Annotated in this window: 16 protein-coding genes; 10 read left to right on the top strand and 6 right to left on the bottom strand. The window is 64.4% G+C overall.

What is annotated here, in order from left to right; translation table 11 throughout:
* Window positions 1–22: 22 nt before the first annotated feature.
* From nuoN to CA2_RS14365, 9 genes are all read left to right on the top strand, one after another.
* Complete coding sequence (gene nuoN / locus CA2_RS14405) at window positions 23–1,516, top strand: NADH-quinone oxidoreductase subunit NuoN (protein WP_042418756.1); 1,494 nt, start codon at window positions 23–25, stop codon at window positions 1,514–1,516.
* 15 nt (window positions 1,517–1,531) lie between these two features.
* Window positions 1,532–1,843 (top strand): DUF2818 family protein, encoded by a 312-nt coding sequence (locus CA2_RS14400; RefSeq protein WP_042418754.1) that lies wholly within the window; start codon window positions 1,532–1,534, stop codon window positions 1,841–1,843.
* 77 nt (window positions 1,844–1,920) lie between these two features.
* A complete protein-coding gene (locus tag CA2_RS14395; protein ID WP_042418752.1) occupies window positions 1,921–2,388 on the top strand; it encodes a DUF1178 family protein in 468 nt (155 codons plus the stop codon).
* Window positions 2,389–2,846: 458 nt separating this feature from the next.
* Window positions 2,847–3,617 (top strand): ABC transporter ATP-binding protein, encoded by a 771-nt coding sequence (locus CA2_RS14390; RefSeq protein WP_042418749.1) that lies wholly within the window; start codon window positions 2,847–2,849, stop codon window positions 3,615–3,617.
* A 3-nt stretch (window positions 3,618–3,620) separates the two neighbouring features.
* Entirely contained in the window at window positions 3,621–4,346 is a 726-nt protein-coding gene (locus tag CA2_RS14385; RefSeq protein ID WP_042418747.1) for an ABC transporter ATP-binding protein, read from the top strand.
* 53 nt (window positions 4,347–4,399) lie between these two features.
* Window positions 4,400–5,599, top strand: coding sequence for an ABC transporter substrate-binding protein (locus CA2_RS14380; RefSeq protein ID WP_042418743.1), 1,200 nt, complete (start codon window positions 4,400–4,402; stop codon window positions 5,597–5,599).
* Window positions 5,600–5,754: 155 nt separating this feature from the next.
* Window positions 5,755–6,963: an ABC transporter substrate-binding protein gene (locus CA2_RS14375; protein WP_042418740.1), complete on the top strand. Its 1,209-nt coding sequence runs from the start codon at window positions 5,755–5,757 to the stop codon at window positions 6,961–6,963.
* Window positions 6,964–7,043: 80 nt separating this feature from the next.
* Window positions 7,044–7,928, top strand: coding sequence for a branched-chain amino acid ABC transporter permease (locus tag CA2_RS14370; RefSeq protein ID WP_042418737.1), 885 nt, complete (start codon window positions 7,044–7,046; stop codon window positions 7,926–7,928).
* 15 nt (window positions 7,929–7,943) lie between these two features.
* Entirely contained in the window at window positions 7,944–8,942 is a 999-nt protein-coding gene (locus CA2_RS14365) for a branched-chain amino acid ABC transporter permease (protein WP_042418735.1), read from the top strand.
* A 76-nt stretch (window positions 8,943–9,018) separates the two neighbouring features.
* Here CA2_RS14365 and CA2_RS14360 read toward each other — a convergent pair whose 3' ends face one another.
* From CA2_RS14360 to CA2_RS14345, 4 genes are all read right to left on the bottom strand, one after another.
* The gene (locus CA2_RS14360; RefSeq protein WP_081889023.1) at window positions 9,019–10,215 is read right to left on the bottom strand and encodes an acyltransferase family protein; all 1,197 of its coding nucleotides are present in this window, start codon (window positions 10,213–10,215) and stop codon (window positions 9,019–9,021) included.
* 624 nt (window positions 10,216–10,839) lie between these two features.
* On the bottom strand, window positions 10,840–11,754 hold the full coding sequence (locus CA2_RS14355; RefSeq protein WP_042418733.1) for an amino acid ABC transporter substrate-binding protein: 915 nt from the start codon (window positions 11,752–11,754) through the stop codon (window positions 10,840–10,842).
* A gap of 123 nt (window positions 11,755–11,877) precedes the next feature.
* Complete coding sequence (locus CA2_RS14350; RefSeq protein WP_042418730.1) at window positions 11,878–12,642, bottom strand: tRNA-uridine aminocarboxypropyltransferase; 765 nt, start codon at window positions 12,640–12,642, stop codon at window positions 11,878–11,880.
* 85 nt (window positions 12,643–12,727) lie between these two features.
* Complete coding sequence (locus CA2_RS14345; RefSeq protein WP_042418807.1) at window positions 12,728–13,339, bottom strand: class I SAM-dependent methyltransferase; 612 nt, start codon at window positions 13,337–13,339, stop codon at window positions 12,728–12,730.
* Window positions 13,340–13,905: 566 nt separating this feature from the next.
* Here CA2_RS14345 and CA2_RS14340 point away from each other — a divergent pair.
* Window positions 13,906–14,892 carry a Bug family tripartite tricarboxylate transporter substrate binding protein gene (locus CA2_RS14340; protein ID WP_052369953.1) on the top strand — a complete coding sequence of 329 codons (987 nt, stop codon included), beginning with the start codon at window positions 13,906–13,908 and terminating at the stop codon, window positions 14,890–14,892.
* A 335-nt stretch (window positions 14,893–15,227) separates the two neighbouring features.
* On the opposite strand, the gene CA2_RS14335 is transcribed toward CA2_RS14340, so the two are convergent.
* Window positions 15,228–15,611: a VOC family protein gene (locus CA2_RS14335; RefSeq protein WP_042418727.1), complete on the bottom strand. Its 384-nt coding sequence runs from the start codon at window positions 15,609–15,611 to the stop codon at window positions 15,228–15,230.
* Between the two features lie 225 nt (window positions 15,612–15,836).
* Window positions 15,837–16,061, bottom strand: coding sequence for a DUF3079 domain-containing protein (locus tag CA2_RS14330; protein ID WP_042418724.1), 225 nt, complete (start codon window positions 16,059–16,061; stop codon window positions 15,837–15,839).
* Between the last annotated feature and the right edge of the window lie 225 nt (window positions 16,062–16,286).

The raw sequence follows: 16,286 nt of genomic DNA, 5'->3' as shown, positions 1-16,286 counted from the left end.
CAGACTGAACTGAGAGATTGAGATGATTGACAACATCAGCTGGCTTTCGATCTACCCTGAGATCGTGCTCCTGGTCATGGGATGCGTGATTACCTTGGTGGACCTGAGCGTGAAAAGCGCTCGCCGCACCGGCACCTATGTGCTGACCATGTTGACGCTGGCCGTGGTGGCCATCATGCAGGCCAACTACGCGGCCAGCGGCAACACCTTCTACGGCTGGGGCAGCATGGTGGTCTCCGACGCCATGGGCAACTGGCTCAAGTGCTTTGCCACCGTGGCGATGATGGTGACCCTGGTGTATGCACGCCCTTATGCCGCAGACCGCGACATGCTGCGCGGCGGCGAGCTGTTCAGCCTGTCGACCTTTGCGCTGCTGGGCATGTTCATCATGATCAGCGCCAACAACCTGCTGCTGGTCTACCTGGGCCTGGAGCTGCTGACCCTGGCCAGCTATGCCCTGGTGGCCCTGCGCCGCGACCACATGCCCGCGACCGAAGCGGCCATGAAGTACTTCGTGCTGGGTTCGCTGGCTTCGGGTTTCCTGCTGTATGGCCTGTCCATGGTCTACGGTGCGACCGGTTCGCTGGACATCGGCGAGATCTTCAAGGCCATCAGCTCCGGTGAGCTCAAGCACCAGGTGCTGGTCTTCGGTCTGGTGTTCGTGGTGGCCGGTCTGGCGTTCAAGCTGGGTGCCGCGCCCTTCCACATGTGGGTGCCTGACGTTTACCACGGTGCGCCGACGGCCATCACCGCGCTGATCGGTGGCGCACCCAAGCTGGCGGCCTTCGCCCTGGTGATCCGTCTGCTGGTGGATGGCATGCTGCCCCTGGCGTTCGACTGGCAGCAAATGCTGGCTGTGATGGCGATTGCCTCGCTGCTCGTGGGTAACCTGGCCGCCATCGCCCAGACCAACCTCAAGCGCATGCTGGCGTACTCGACCATCGCGCAGATGGGCTTTGTGCTGCTGGGTCTGCTGTCGGGCGTGATCGGCGGTGAAGTGGATCCGGCCCGTGCGGCCAATGCCTACGGTTCGTCCATGTTCTACGTGGTGACCTATGTGCTGACCACCTTGGCCACCTTCGGCGTGATCCTGCTGCTGTCGCGTGAAGGCTTCGAAAGTGAAGAAATTGCCGACCTGGCCGGGCTGAACCAGCGCAGCCCGCTGTACGCCGGCATCATGGCCGCCTGCCTGTTCTCCATGGCCGGTATCCCTCCGCTGGTGGGTTTCTATGCCAAGCTGTCGGTGCTGCAGGCACTGGTGGCTTCGGGTGACAGCTTCTACATCGGCCTGGCCATCTTCGCCGTGGTCATGTCGCTGATCGGCGCCTTCTACTACCTGCGCGTGGTCAAGGTCATGTACTTTGACAAACCCTTGACCGCCACCACCGTGTCCGCCCCCTGGGATGTGCGCGCGGTGCTGACCGTGAATGGTGCCCTGGTCTTGATCTTGGGCATTGTTCCTGGTGGTTTGATGGCGCTGTGCGCCGATGCCGTGGTTCGCGCCCTGGCATCCTGACCGATAATGTGAAGCGTGACTCAAACTGCTTCCATTTGGTTAATCATCTTGGCGGCCCTGGTGGCCGCCAATTTGCCTTTTATGAACGAGCGCTGGCTGGTGGCCGGCCCTGTGGCGGCGACCCACCGCAAGCCCCTGTGGGGCCGCCTGGCCGAGCTGGTGCTGCTGTACTTCGTGGTCGGTGGCCTGGCCTTGTTGCTGGAGCGCCGTGCAGGGCAGATCTATCCCCAGGGCTGGGAGTTCTACGCCATCACCGCCACGCTGTTTCTGACATTGGCCTTTCCGGGCTTTGTCTGGCGCTACCTCACCAAACACCGCAGCCGCTAAACTGCGCGCTACGCACACAAGGCAGGGCTGCGACTCTGCCTTTTTTCTTTGGCCCGCTCTTTTTGTTTGTTTGCACCATGAAGGTGTTTGACCTGCGCTGCACCCAGGACCATGTGTTTGAAGGCTGGTTTGGCTCGGAAGATGATTTCCGCAGTCAGCTGGACCGTGGCTTGCTGGAGTGCCCGATGTGCGGCAGCCAGGAGATCACCAAGGGCCTGAGCGCGCCGCGCCTGAACCTGGGCGCGCAGCCGCCTGCAGCGGCTATGCCGGCGCCACGCGACGCGGCTGCCCCGGTGCAGGAGCACCAGCGCAAGTTGCATGCCTTGCAGGCGGCTTGGCTGGAGGCCTCGCGCAAGATCGTGGAAAAGACCGAGGACGTGGGCGATCGCTTCGCCGATGAAGCCCTGCGCATGCACAAGGGCGAAGAGCCCGAGCGACCCATCCGTGGCCAGGCCACGCCCCAGCAGGCCTTGGAGTTGCTGGAAGAGGGCGTGCCAGTGCTGCCCCTGGCCTTGCCCAAGGGCAGCAAGCAAACCTTGCAATAAGGGCCGGCCTGCCACCGGTCTGGCTGTGGCCCTCCATCCGGGGCTTATCCAAAAAGTGAGTGCTCAGCGCTTGGTCTTCAAGCGTTGCACAGCCTTGGGGCTGCTCAACGCGCTCCAGACGGGCGCAATCTGCTCCTGATTTATGCAGGTACCCAGCCGGAACCTTCCGGGCTTGGATCCACAAAGCTTACAAAAAGCTGCCAACGCCGGAATTGGGCGACAACCCAAAATGCTGGAGAGTGAGTGAATGCTCTTCTTGATGGGACCGCCCAGCAGTGGCCTGGTGCGCGCCAAGATGGGGATAGGGTAAGTGCTTAGGTTGTAAGTCTTAGGCACAACTCCCAGTGCTTTTGCCAGAACCGCCACATACGATGCACCGCAACATACGACACGGTGCACGCTCCGGAAAAGCCCCCAGCTTTTCGCGCTGCACCACAACCACGGAGCAGCCTGGGCGCATGAGCGACGTTATTCTTCAAACCACCCATCTCACCAAAGAGTTCAAGGGTTTCACCGCCGTGAGCGATGTGAACCTGTCGGTGCAGCGCGGCAGCATCCACGCACTCATCGGACCCAACGGTGCCGGCAAGACCACCTGCTTTAACCTGCTGACCAAGTTCCTGGAGCCCACTTCGGGGGAAATCCGTTTCAACGGCCACGACATCACCCGCGAGGCCCCGGCCCAGATCGCCCGCCGTGGCGTGATCCGTTCGTTCCAGATTTCGGCCGTGTTCCCGCACCTGACGCTGATGGAGAACGTGCGCGTCGGCCTGCAGCGCAAGCTGGGTACTGAGTTCCACTTCTGGAAGAGCCAGCGCTCGCTGGACCAGCTCAATGGCCGCGCCATGGAACTGCTGGCCGAGGTGGGCCTGGACGACATGGCCGATGAGGTCACGGTCAATCTGCCGTATGGCCGCAAGCGTGCGCTGGAAATCGCCACCACGCTGGCGATGGAGCCTGAGCTGATGCTGCTGGACGAGCCTACCCAGGGCATGGGCCACGAGGACGTGGACCGTGTGACGCAGCTGATCAAGAAGGTCTCGGCCGGTCGCACCATCCTGATGGTGGAGCACAACATGAAGGTGATCTCCACGATTGCCGACCGCATCACCGTGCTGCAACGCGGCGCGGTGCTGGCCGAAGGCAACTACGCCGAAGTTTCAAGCAACCCGCAAGTGATGGAAGCCTATATGGGGACAACCGACGGCCAACTGCAAGGAGCGCACTGAGCCATGGCCGACAACAAGCACACAACACCTGCGCTGGAAATCCGCAATCTCGAAGCCTGGTATGGCGAATCCCACGTGCTGCACGGCGTGGACATGGTGGTCCACCCCGGTGAGGTGGTGACTCTGCTGGGCCGCAATGGCGCGGGCCGCACCTCCACCATGCGCGCCATCATGGGGCTGACCGGCGCCCGCAAGGGATCGGTCAAAATCAACGGCCAGGAAACCGTGGGCCTGCCCACGCACAAGATTGCCCACTTTGGCGTGGGCTATTGCCCCGAGGAGCGCGGCATTTTCTCCAGCCTGTCGTGCGAAGAGAACCTGCTGCTGCCCCCGCCGCTGAAGACCGGCCACGACGGCATGAGCGTCGAGGAAATCTACGCCATGTTCCCCAACCTGGCCGAGCGCCGCCACAGCCAGGGCACGCGCCTGTCGGGCGGCGAGCAGCAGATGCTAGCGGTGGCCCGCATCCTGCGCACCGGCGCACGCCTGCTGTTGCTGGACGAGATTTCCGAAGGGCTGGCGCCCGTGATCGTGCAGGCCCTGGCCCGCATGATCCATACGCTGCGCCAGAAGGGCTACACCATCGTCATGGTGGAGCAGAACTTCCGCTTTGCCGCGCCGCTGGCCGACCGCTTTTACGTGATGGAGCACGGCCGCATCGTCGAGACCTTCGAAGCGGCGCAGCTGGACGCCAAGATGCCCGTCCTCAATGAGTTGCTGGGCGTCTGAGCCCAGGCAGCAGCTACCGATTTCACACACCACAACAACAAGGAGACTGCAAGATGCACCCCATTCGTACGCCCCTGACCGCCCTGGCCCTGTCGCTGGCCGTTGCTGGTCTGGCCCACGCGCAGGAGCCCGACAAAATCAAGATTGGCTTCATCACCGACATGTCCAGCAACTACGCGGACGTGGACGGCAAGAACGGTGCCCTGGCCATCCAGATGGCCATCGATGATTTCGGTGGCAAGGTGCTGGGTAAGCCCATTGAGCTGCTGACCCAGGACCATCAGCACAAGCCTGACATTGCCGCCACCAAGGCGCGCGAATGGATCGACACGCAGAACCTGACCATGCTGTTCGGCGGCACCAACTCCGGCGTGGCCCTGGCGCTGGCCAAGGTGGCCCAGGAGAAGAAGCGCGTCTACATCAACAACGGCGCCGGCTCCTCGGCACTGACCAACGAGCAGTGCTCGCCCTACACCATCCACTATGCCTATGACACCGTGGCCCTGGCCAAGGGCACGGGCGGTGCGGTGGTGGACAACGGCGGCAAGGACTGGTTCTTCCTGACCGCGGACTACGCCTTCGGCCACTCGCTGGAAGCCGACACCACCAAGGTCATCAAGGCCAAGGGTGGCAACGTCAAGGGCAGCGTGCGCCATCCGCTGAACGCTTCGGACTTCTCCAGCTTCCTGCTGCAGGCGCAGAACTCCAAGGCCCAGATTCTGGGCCTGGCGAATGCCGGCGGCGACACCATCAACGCCATCAAGGCCGCGCGCGAGTTTGGCATCAACAAGAGCATGAAGATGGCCGGCCTGCTGGTGTTCCTGACCGACATCCACTCGCTGGGGCTGAAGAACACCGAAGGCCTGCTGCTGACCAGCAGCTGGGACTGGAACCTGAACGACGAGACCCGTGCATTCGGGCGCAAGTTCCAGTCCAAGACCAAGCGCATGCCCACCGACATCCAGGCGGCCAACTACTCGGCCACCACCAACTACCTGAAGGCCGTCGAAAAGGCTGGCACCACCGATGCGGATAAGGTGATGGCCGTGCTCAAGAGCACGCCGCTCAAGGACTTCTATGCCGAAGGCGTGATCCGTCCGGACGGCCGCTATGCCCACGACATGTACCTGATGCAGGTCAAGTCGCCCTCGGAGTCCAAGGAAGCCTGGGACTACTACAAGGTGGTCTCCAAGCTGCCAGCAGCCCAGGTCTGGACCACCAAGGAAGAGAGCAAGTGCGCTCTGTGGAAGTGATCGTCTGAGTGCGGCAGCACCCGTCGGACCCGGTGCGGTGCTGCCGTGATCAGACGGTGTTTGTGTTCGCGTTATCGAGTTTGCCGCCCCCGCGTCGTCGGAACAAGGGCACTGGTTTTACAAGGCGTCAGCCACACCACCAAGGAGACAAGGCAATGACCAAACAGCGCAATTTCACTCGACTGGCTTGGATGCTCGGTGCCGCCGGCCTGATGGCCGCGACGGCGCATGCGCAGACGCAGGACAAGGTGCGTATCGGTTTCGTGACCGACATGTCCAGCCTGTATGCGGATGTGGAGGGCAAGAACGGCGCGCTGGCCATGCAGATGGCCATCGACGATTTCGGCGGCAAGGTGCTGGGCAAGCCCATCGAACTGCTGTCGGCCGATCACCAGAACAAGGCCGACATTGCCGCCAGCAAGGCGCGCGAGTGGATTGACACGCAAGGTATCAGCCTGATCTTCAGCGGCACCAACTCCGGCACGGCTCTGGCCGTCTCGCAGGTGGCGAACGAGAAGAAGCGCGTGCACATCAACAACGGCGCCGGCTCCTCGGCCCTGACCAACGACCAATGCAACCCCTACACCATCCACTATGCCTATGACACCGTGGCCCTGGCTAAGGGCACGGGCGGCGCGGTGGTGGAGCGCGGTGGCAAGGACTGGTTCTTCCTGACGGCAGACTACGCCTTCGGCCAGGCGCTGGAGTCGGACACCACCAAGGTGATCCTGTCCAAGGGCGGCACGGTCAAGGGCAGCGTCAAGCACCCGCTGAACGCCTCGGACTTCTCCAGCTTCCTGCTGCAGGCGCAGAACTCCAAGGCCCACATCCTGGGTCTGGCAAACGCAGGTGGCGACACCATCAACGCCATCAAGGCGGCCAAGGAGTTCGGCATCGACAAGAGCATGAAGACCGCAGGTCTGCTGGTGTTCCTGACCGACATCCATTCTCTGGGCCTGAAGAACACCGCGGGTCTGCTGCACACCACCAGCTGGTACTGGGACATGAATGACGAATCGCGCAAGTTCGCCGAGAAGTTCTTCGCCAAGACCAAGCGCATGCCCACCGATGTGCAGGCTGCCGACTACTCCGCCGTGACGCAGTACCTCAAGGCGGTGCAGGCCGTGGGCAGCACCGATGCCGACAAGGTCATGGCCCACCTCAAGAGCACGCCCTTGTCGGACTTCTATGCCAAGGGAACCATCCGTCCCGATGGCACCTACGCCCACGACATGTACCTCGTGGAAGTCAAAAAGCCTGAGGAATCCAAGCGTCCTTGGGACTATCTGAAGGTTCTGTCCACCTTGCCGGCCGACCAGGTCTGGACCACCAAGGCGGAAACCAAATGCGCCCTGTGGAAGTGACGTAAGCCGTTGCAGTATGCCGCTGGCGTGCTGCGCGCAGTGACTGACGGGCACCTTGTTCACCCAATAGCGTCTCTCTCATGGAAATCTTCGGTGTTTCTTTACCGGGCTTGCTCAGCCAGCTTCTGCTGGGGCTGGTCAACGGCTCGTTTTATGCGATCTTGAGCCTCGGGCTGGCGGTGATCTTCGGCCTGCTCAACGTGATCAACTTTGCGCACGGCGCCTTGTTCATGTTGGGGGCCATGGTCACCTGGATGGCCATGAACTACTTCGGCATCAACTATTGGGTGATGCTCATCCTCGCGCCGATCATCGTCGGGGCGTTCGGGGTGTTGATCGAGCGCTTCCTGCTGCGCTGGATCTACAAGCTCGACCACCTCTACGGCCTGCTGCTGACCCTGGGGCTGTCGCTGCTGATCGAGGGTGTGTTCCGCTCCATCTACGGGGTGTCGGGCCTGGGCTACGACACGCCGGAGTTGCTGGAGGGCGCCACCAACCTCGGCTTCATGATCCTGCCCAACTACCGGGCCTGGGTGGTGGTCGCCTCCATCGTGGTCTGTCTGGCCACCTGGTACGTGATCGAAAAGACCCGCCTCGGGGCCTACCTGCGCGCCGGCACGGAAAACCCGCGCCTGGTCGAAGCTTTCGGCATCAATGTGCCGGTCATGGTCACGCTGACCTATGCCTTCGGCGTGGGTCTGGCGGCCTTCGCCGGAGTGCTGGCGGCACCTGTGTATCAGGTCACGCCGCTGATGGGGCAGAACCTCATCATCATCGTCTTCGCCGTGGTGGTGATCGGTGGCATGGGCTCCATCATGGGTTCCATCCTCACCGGCCTGGGGCTGGGTGTGATCGAAGGCCTGACCAAGGTGTTTTACCCCGAAGCCTCCTCCACCGTGGTGTTCGTCATCATGGTCATCGTTCTCCTGATTCGCCCCGCGGGCCTGTTCGGCAAAGAGAAATAAGCAGGGGCACACCACATGAATTCCAAGCAAATCTCCTTCATCGGCTACGGCGTGCTGCTGCTGGCCCTGATCGTTGCGCCCTTCTTTGGCGCCTATCCCGTGTTCGTCATGAAGCTCATGTGCTTTGCACTGTTCGCTTCGGCCTTCAACCTGTTGCTGGGCTATACCGGTCTGCTGTCCTTTGGCCATGCGGCCTTCCTGGGTGGCGCGGCCTACATGGCCGGTCATGCCATCAAGGTCTGGAGTGTGACGCCCGAGGTCGGCATCGTGCTGGGTACGCTCGGTGGTGCGGCCCTGGGCCTGCTGGCCGGCTGGCTGGCGATCCGCCGCCAGGGCATCTACTTCTCCATGATCACGCTGGCCCTGGCGCAGATGCTGTTCTTCGTCTGTCTGCAAGCCCCGTTCACCGGCGGTGAAGACGGCCTGCAGGGCGTGCCGCGCGGCAAGCTGTTTGGCGTGATCGATCTGGCCAACGACCTGACCATGTATTACGTGGCCCTGGTGATCTGTGTTCTGGGCTTCCTGGTCATCGTGCGCACCGTGCACTCGCCGTTTGGCCAGGTGCTCAAGGCCATCAAGGAGAACGAGCCCCGCGCCATCTCCCTGGGCTATGACGTGAACCGCTTCAAGCTGCTGGTGTTCGTGCTGTCGGCCGCCATCACCGGCCTGGCCGGCTCGCTCAAGACCGTGGTGCTGGGCTTTGCCACCCTGTCCGACGTGCACTGGACGGCTTCCGGCCACGTGGTGCTGATGACGCTGATGGGCGGCATGGGCACGCTGTCCGGCCCCATCGTTGGCTCTGCCATCGTGGTGGCGCTGGAAAACAAGATCGGCGACTTCGGCAGCTTCCTGGCCAAGCTGACGGGCGTGGAATGGTTCACCACCCTGGGGGAGTCCGTGACCATCGTCACCGGCTTCATCTTCGTGCTGTGCGTGCTGGCCTTCCGCCGCGGCGTGATGGGCGAAATCATCGCCTGGCTGGCGCGCCGCCGCGGTGCGGGCAAGACCCTGTAAGCGGATCCCGCTTCAGCTGCAAAAAAACCGCCTCTCGGGGCGGTTTTTTTATGGTGGGACCGTGGTCCGGTGGCGCTCAGCGCATGGCCTGCCGGGTGTGGGCCGGCAGGCTGGCAGGGCGCTCCTTGCGCGGCGCATCGCGCCAGCGCAGGGCCCAGCGCTCCACCGTGTAGAAGGACAGGGCCGCCAGCGCAGCGGAAATGGCCAGGCCCAGCACCAGCACCACGGGCCACGAGAACTCGGCCCGCAGGTAGCGCACCACGGGGTAGTGCCACAGGTAGATGCCGTAGGACAGGCGGCCCAGTTGCACCAGGGCCGGTGCGGTCAGCATGTCATAGACCAGGCCCTGGCGTTGCACGGCCACCAGGATGACGATGGCCGCGCACTCCACCACCGTGATGCCCCACAGCATGGCGTCCTGGTTGTCCCAGCCCAGCGACATCAGCAGGGGGATGGCCAGGGGCAGCCACATGAGGTGGTGCAGCCGGGACTGGATGGCTTCGGCGAAACCGGTGCGCTCGTGCAGCAGGGCGGCCAGCAGGCTGCCGGCCACCAGTCCGGTGGCCCGGGTGTCGAAGCGGAAGAAGATCTCGTAGAACTGCTGGCCCTGGAACACCCAGAAGATGCGCCAGGCCCAGGCCAGCAGCCACAGCAGCAGGATGGTGCGCCACAGCTTGCCGGGTGCGGCCTTGCGCACCAGCAAGGCCAGCAGCGGCGGCCAGATCAGGTAGAAGTGCTCTTCCACCGCCAGCGACCACATGTGCAGCAAGGTGTCCGGGCTGTCGAAGAAGGCGATGCCGTAGTCGGCCAGGTACAGCAGCGAGACCAGGGCGTCCTGGTAGATGTCGTCCAGATCGGGCCAAAACAGCGGTGCGAACAGTACATAGGCCGCGAGGAACAGGGCCAGCGCCGGCATCAGCCGGAAAAAGCGCCGGCGGTAAAAACGCCAGTAGTCGAGCCGGCCCTCGGTGTGCCATTCGATCAGCAGCAGCGAGGTGATCAGGTAGCCGCTGAGCACAAAGAACAGGTCCACGCCCAGGAAGGCACCATCGAACAGCGGCACATGGGCATGCGACAGAAGCACCAGCACGATGGCGATCCCTCGCAGGCCGTCCAGCGCCGGGTTGTAGCGCAGTTTGAATTCCGTCAAAACCGACTTACCTCTTGATGTCAGGTGGTCCAGGGCAGGGCTGGACCAGGCAGAAAAAACAGCAAAGCGACCACCAGGGCGCCGGCAGTCCGCACGCAGACCCGGATCGGACGCCAGAAACATCGCCGTGGTGGGGGTGGCCTGTCCGCGCAGGCGGCATGGCCAGGGTCATCCGTGTCCGCAGCCGGAGGCGGGCCGCTGGCGCGCTGGGCGCTGAAGACACTGCCATGGCAAGCATGGCGAAAGGATGCTACTGCAATTCGGGTATCTACCCGGTAACAGAGTTTTTCGATTTTAGTCTTACTGCCGATTACACCCAGTGCTATCAAGTTCTTTAGCTCAACGGCGGTGGCGTGTGTCCAGGGGGCGGAGGCTGGGGCGATTGGCTGGCGTGCACGCAGGCCTGCGGGCGGGCCTGGACGGTGGGTCGGATGGGGGCGGCCGGTGTGCCGCGCGCCCAAGGTGCAGTGAGTCTGCCTGCGGACAGTCGGTGTGGGGTGTCGCCCGGGATCGTGGGTTGCCGCAGTCCGGCGCGCCAGATCGTGCGGTGGCGCACCGCGGCGGCGTGCACCACCACCGTGGCGATGGGGCTGGCACTTACCACTGACCATCGTGGCGCCGCATGAGACCGGCATGCCCAGGTGCCGGGGGCAGCCTGGGCGGCACAGCCGTCAGGGCCCAAAACGGCCAAAACCCAGGCAGAACCTGGGCTGGGTGCTATCGATGCTGCCAGCTAGCGCTACCGGCTCAGGGCTGGAACTGTTCGACCGGCACGTCGTTGGGTTGGGCCAGCAACTTCTTCAGCGTGCTGCCCATGGGCAGGTTCAGGTTCACCTGCTTGGGCGGGATCGGCTGCGTGTACCACTTGGCGTACAGGCGCTCGATCTCGCCGTTGGCCATCATCTGGCGGATGGCGCCGTCCACGGCCTGCTTGATGGCCGGGTCCTGCTTGCTGAACTGGATGGCGATCGGCTCCGCGCCGATCACCTCGCCTACGATCTTGTAGCCTGCGGGGTGCTTGCTCTGGGCGATCACGCCGGCCAGCATGTTGTCATCCAGCACAAAGGCGTCGACGCGGCCCGACTCCAGCAGCAGGAAGGCCTCGAACTGGTCCTTGGCCATCAGGGTCTGGAACTGGATGCCGTGCTCGGCCGCATAGCGGCGCAGGATCTGCACGGCCGTGGTGCCCGTGATGGCCGACACCTTCTTGCCGTCCAGCTGCTTGAAGCTGGTGATGGGCGCCTGCTGGGCCACGGCCATGCGTACCTCGCTGACATAGGTGGTCAGGCCGAAGGCCACCTGGTCCTGGCGCTTGAGGCTGTTGGTCATGCTGGCGCAGTTGAAGTCGGCCGTGCCGTTCTGGATCAGCGGCATGGTGTTCTGCGCGGTCAGCACCATGTACTTCAGCTGTGCCTGCGGGGCGATGGCGCGCACCACCTTCTCGCACAGCTCCACGTGGTAGCCCACGAACTTCTCGTTGGCGCCCAGCGCATAGGCCATGGGCGTGGCGCTTTCGCGCACGCCCAGCACCACGGTGCCACCGGCCTGCCAGCGCTGCAGCGTGGGCGAATCGCTGGCGCCGGGAGCCGCGTGTGCGGCCGCAGAAAAAACGGCGGCCACGATGGCCGCCGACAGCAGGGAAAACTTCACCACAGACTTCATGGAACGAGGCACTCAAGCAGGCGGGCCGAGCACATCCGGCCCCATGGCGGTGCATTCTCCCACTGGCTTCAGACATCCCCGTGTTATGCAAATTCCGGGCGGCGCGATGGCGGCCGCCGGGGTTCACGAAGGCTGCAGCGCAGCCTGCAGGCGCTGGTGCGCCGGGCTGTGGGGGTTGGGTGGCACCTGGTTCTTGGCGCACAGGTAGTGGTGGGTGTAGACCTCCAGGTAGCGCTCCAGCACCTGGCCGGCGCGCGCGTCCTGCGGGTGCTGACTCAGCTCCAGGCACAGCGCGGCCACTTCGCTGGTGCAGAAGTGGTCTTCGCGCTTGGAGCGGCGCAGCTGGTAGCGCGAGAACTGCTCGGGCTGCAGGCTGAGCACCGGAAACTTGTCCAGGTAGGGGCTCTTGCGGAACATCTTGCGCGCCTCGGACCAGGTGGCGTCCAGCAGGATGAACAGCGGCCGCTGGCCGCTGTCGGCCTGGGCTTCGGGCAGGGCGTGGATGACGCGCTCGGGCGGCTCGACAAACTCCCCCGGGAACACCAGGTAGGGCTGCCACTGCGGGTCCTGCAGTAGCGCCTGCAGGCCGGGGTCCAGCTCCAGGCGGCTCCAGCCGAAGGCAAAGGTGTCCTGCACCACATCGGCGATCAGCCAGCCGGTGTTGCTGGGCTTGAGCGGTTCGGCATCGTGCATCACCAGGCACACCCCGGCGTGCGTGGGCAGGTGGGGGCGCAGGGCGCACATGCAGTGGCTGGTGCGCAGGCGGCAGCCTTCGCAGCGGTCGCCCTTGGGGCCGCCACGGGCCAGGAAGGGGCGCGTGCTGCGCGTCAGGCGGGCATCGCGCAGGCGCGCGACGGCATGGGGAAAGGGGGTGGGGGAGGCAGACATGGGCAAGCCGGCGATTGTCGCAGCTGCCGTGCACGGGCGCTGGGGCGCTGCGCTTGTCCTGCCGCCCAGGTGGCCGGGCGTGGGCTCAGTGGCCGCCGCCGGCGCACTCCAGCTCGAACACCGGCACCTGGGACTTGCGGCTCAGCCACAGGCCGCCCCCCAGTTCGCTGAAGCTGGCCGACAGCCCCTGGCGGTACAGCGCGGCGCGGTGGCGGAACAGGCGCGGGTCGGTCAGGTCTTCGTCGATGATGTCGCGCTCGTAGTCCTCGCGCGCCACGGCCTCCAGGTACAGGGCACCGCGCGAGAGCTGGCCCAGGTTCTTCAGCGCCTGCTTCAGGTCGGCCGGGCTCAGGTAGGGCAGCACGCCCTGGCAGATCACCAGGTCGAACGGCTCGCTGGCCTGGTAGTCCACGACCGAGCCGCGCTCCCAGCCGAAGCGGCCGCACAGGTATTCGCTGAACTCCACGCCGTGGTAGCTGCAGCCGGGGAACTGCTGCTGCACCACGTGCTGCCACAGGCCGATGCCGCAGCCCACATCCAGCACGCGCGCCACTGGCACGCGCAGGTACTTCAGGTAGCTGCAGACAAACGTGCCCAGACGTTCAATGTGCTCGGGGTCCACCACGCTGGTTTTCTTGTCGAAATAAAAGCGCTGGTAGTACGCCTCGTCAAACCATTGATCGCTTGCTGATTGCACGCATGCTCCTGGGCAGGGCCAGCCCTGGCGGCTGGCGGTGAACAACACCGGGCCGCCTGGGCCACCCGGAAAGTGAGCGCCCAAGTATCGTGCAGACGCAGTGCCGGCATGCGGCACTGCGGCATTGGCGGCGCGTTGGTGTCTTGAAAACCATAGCTATATACGCTGGCTGTATCTGCGCTAGAGGCAGATTTGATGGGGTTTTTTGGAGCAGGTGGCAGACACACTGAACAATCGGTGTGCAGGCCTGGGCTTGCAATAATTGACCGCGGAGAGCGCCTATTGCGTCTTTTTGCGCAAAATTTTTGCGTGGCGGCGCCACCTCTGTGCTGCATTTCCTTGCCGTGATGCGGCGGCGTGGCGCGTTGATGTTGTGTGAATCCATGCTGCAGCGCAGATAAACGGCGTGCTAGCCGAATTGCGCCGCCCCTGCAAGCAATAAAGCTGCGCGGCGTGCCGGGTGCTTTCTGCGCAGCCTGCGGGTGCGAGCTTCCTAGAATCGGCCGCGGCGCCCCCTGCGCCCCTGCCGCTTGCGCAGTCCCTCTTCACCGAAAGCACCGTCCCCCATGATCTCGCGTCGCCAGTTGCTGGCTGCTTGCGCAGCGTCCACCACCACCTTGTCGCCCTGGGCGGCCAGCCGCAGCTGGGCCCAGGGGCAGCCCGTGCGGCTGGTGGTCGGCTTTGCCGCCGGGGGCTCGGCCGACTTTGTCGCGCGCCAGCTGGGGCAGTTGCTGGCGGCCGAGATCGGCGCGCCCGTGCTGGTGGACAACCGCCCCGGCGCTGGCGGGCGCATCGCGGTCGAGGCCGTCAAGAACGCCAAGCCCGATGGCCTGACCCTGCTGGTCACGCCCGGCTCCATCCTCACCATCTATCCCCATGTCTACACCAAGCTCAGCTACCAACCGCTGACCGACCTGGTGCCCGTGGCCGCGCTGTGCGCCTTGCCGTACAGCGTCAACGTCGGTCCGCTGGTGCCGGCCAGCGTGCGTTCGCTGCAGGACTTTGGTGCCTGGCTCAAGGCCCACCCACAGATGGCCTCCTACGGCTCGCCCGGTGCCGGCACCACGCCGCATTTCCTGGGGGCCATGTTTGCCGCCAGCGTGGGGGTGGACTATGTGCACGCGCCCTACAAGGGCGGGGCGCTGGCCCTGCAGGACGTGATGGCAGGCCAGCTCACGTCCAGCTTCAACGTGGTCAGCGAACCCGTGGCCCAGATCGGCAACCCCAAGCTGCGCACCCTGGCCGTCAGCAGCGCCCAGCGCATTGCGCAGATGCCCCAGGTGCCCACCTTTGCCGAGCAGGGCCTGGGCGATCTGACCTCCAGCGAATGGATGGGCCTGCTGGCCCCCAAGGGCACGCCCGCCGAACTGGTGCAGCGCCTGCACGCCGCCGCCCACCGCAGCATGGCCCAGCCCAAACTGCAGCAGGCACTGGCGGAAATGGCCTTCAGCGTCACCGCCTCCAGCCAGGCGGAATTTGCCCAGCTGCTGCAGCAGGACCTGCGCAAATGGGGCCCTGTGGTGCAGCGCACCGGCTTCAAGGCCGAGGGCTGAGGCCCCGCGTCAATAGCCATGAAAATAGGTTGCAAAACATTTTTTATGGCTATTGGTTATAATTGCCGGGTTGTTTGCGCAAACAATGCTGTATCTCACACCAGCACTTCGTGTACTGCGAAGAGAAAAATAAAAGTGACAGCTGCAGAGACGTTCTGCCGTAACACGGTGATCGCGTAAGAGTCGCCGTCCAACACCCACAAAAAAAAGCCCGCAGGCCAAGGCCGCGGGCTTTTTTTTGCGCCATGGCGCCGTGCGTCGAACAGGACCAGCGCGGTGGACCGCGCCGTTGGCGCCTGCGTCCGCCGCGTGTGCGTCCGGCGGGGGCGTCAGGTTCAGGCCTTGGGCGGGCGGTGCATCACGCACACCTTGTTGCCCGCGGGGTCGCGCAGATAGGCCAGGAACAGTTTCATGCGCTCATCGCCGCGCCAGCCGGGGGCGTCTTCGATGGCGGTGCCGCCCGCCGCCAGCGCCGCCTCGTAGGCCTGCAGGGCCTGGTCGGTGGACTGGGCCGCAAAGCCCAGGGTGAAGCCGTTGGCCGCCGTGGCCGGCTCGCCATTGATGGGTGTGGTCACGCTGAAGGTGTTGCCCGCATGGCGCCAGAAATAACGGTGGCGGTCCTGCACACCGGGCTTGGCCCCCAGCGTGCCCAGCAGGGCGTTGTAGAACTTGACGGACGCATCCAGGTCGTTGGCGCCGAGCATGACGTGGCTGAACATAGGGGGTGTCTCCTCAGTAAGCGGTAGTGGGTGAGGGCTGGGACGTTGCCGCACACCAGCCTGCACGCATGCTAACGCTTGCCCTGGCAGGCCGCGCGTCACCCAGGCGATGCAGGCTATTATTTTTGATAGCTGTTGGCGTTGTCTGGACAAGCGCCAGCGGTGTTTTTTGCTGTAGACGATCAGCGCAGGGGGGCAGGTCGCCCCACCCTGGCGGCGCAGGGCTTACCGCTTGTGCGGTGGTGTCTGGGCCTGGGGATGGGCGGCGTCCACCGCTTCGGAGGACGTGCCCTCCAGCAGCTGCTCCCAGTCGTCGCCCCAGAACTCGCAAGGGTGGGGCGTGCGGTCGGAACCATTGCCGCAGCGCAGGTCATCGGCCGGGCAATACAGGTCGCAACCCCAGCACAGGCGCTCGGGGTGGGCGGGGGCGATCGGGAATTTCTTGGCCATCTCTGGTGATCTGTGGGCGTAGTTGCCAGCCACAAGGCTACGCCCAAATGCACCGCCCCGGTGTGCCCGCGGTTTGTGAGAGATCAGAGGCCGTGCGTTCTTAGGCCACAGCCGCACGGGTGATGTGCTGGTGGGGGTTGGACCACTGCCCGTGCATGCTGGCCTAGCCTCGGGGGAGATGGGGCAGGGATGCGTGAGATGGGCCAGGGCCCATATGCATGCATG

This window comes from Comamonas aquatica NBRC 14918, from assembly GCF_000739875.1.
Taxonomy (GTDB): Bacteria; Pseudomonadota; Gammaproteobacteria; order Burkholderiales; family Burkholderiaceae_C; genus Comamonas; species Comamonas aquatica.
The sequence above is the reverse complement of the archived record's forward strand: the minus strand, read 5'-3'. Positions and strand labels throughout refer to the sequence as shown.

Bases quoted from the DNA above. Each gene is read 5' to 3' on its own strand.
- CA2_RS14340 (WP_052369953.1), top strand. From the start codon at position 13,906: ATGATCTCGCGTCGCCAGTTGCTGGCTGCTTGCGCAGCGTCCACCACC.
- CA2_RS14355 (WP_042418733.1), bottom strand. From the start codon at position 11,754: ATGAAGTCTGTGGTGAAGTTTTCCCTGCTGTCGGCGGCCATCGTGGCC.
- CA2_RS14350 (WP_042418730.1), bottom strand. From the start codon at position 12,642: ATGTCTGCCTCCCCCACCCCCTTTCCCCATGCCGTCGCGCGCCTGCGC.
- CA2_RS14375 (WP_042418740.1), top strand. From the start codon at position 5,755: ATGACCAAACAGCGCAATTTCACTCGACTGGCTTGGATGCTCGGTGCC.
- CA2_RS14330 (WP_042418724.1), bottom strand. From the start codon at position 16,061: ATGGCCAAGAAATTCCCGATCGCCCCCGCCCACCCCGAGCGCCTGTGC.
- CA2_RS14370 (WP_042418737.1), top strand. From the start codon at position 7,044: ATGGAAATCTTCGGTGTTTCTTTACCGGGCTTGCTCAGCCAGCTTCTG.
- nuoN (WP_042418756.1), top strand. From the start codon at position 23: ATGATTGACAACATCAGCTGGCTTTCGATCTACCCTGAGATCGTGCTC.
- CA2_RS14360 (WP_081889023.1), bottom strand. From the start codon at position 10,215: ATGTTTCTGGCGTCCGATCCGGGTCTGCGTGCGGACTGCCGGCGCCCT.
- CA2_RS14395 (WP_042418752.1), top strand. From the start codon at position 1,921: ATGAAGGTGTTTGACCTGCGCTGCACCCAGGACCATGTGTTTGAAGGC.
- CA2_RS14380 (WP_042418743.1), top strand. From the start codon at position 4,400: ATGCACCCCATTCGTACGCCCCTGACCGCCCTGGCCCTGTCGCTGGCC.
- CA2_RS14365 (WP_042418735.1), top strand. From the start codon at position 7,944: ATGAATTCCAAGCAAATCTCCTTCATCGGCTACGGCGTGCTGCTGCTG.
- CA2_RS14390 (WP_042418749.1), top strand. From the start codon at position 2,847: ATGAGCGACGTTATTCTTCAAACCACCCATCTCACCAAAGAGTTCAAG.
- CA2_RS14335 (WP_042418727.1), bottom strand. From the start codon at position 15,611: ATGTTCAGCCACGTCATGCTCGGCGCCAACGACCTGGATGCGTCCGTC.
- CA2_RS14385 (WP_042418747.1), top strand. From the start codon at position 3,621: ATGGCCGACAACAAGCACACAACACCTGCGCTGGAAATCCGCAATCTC.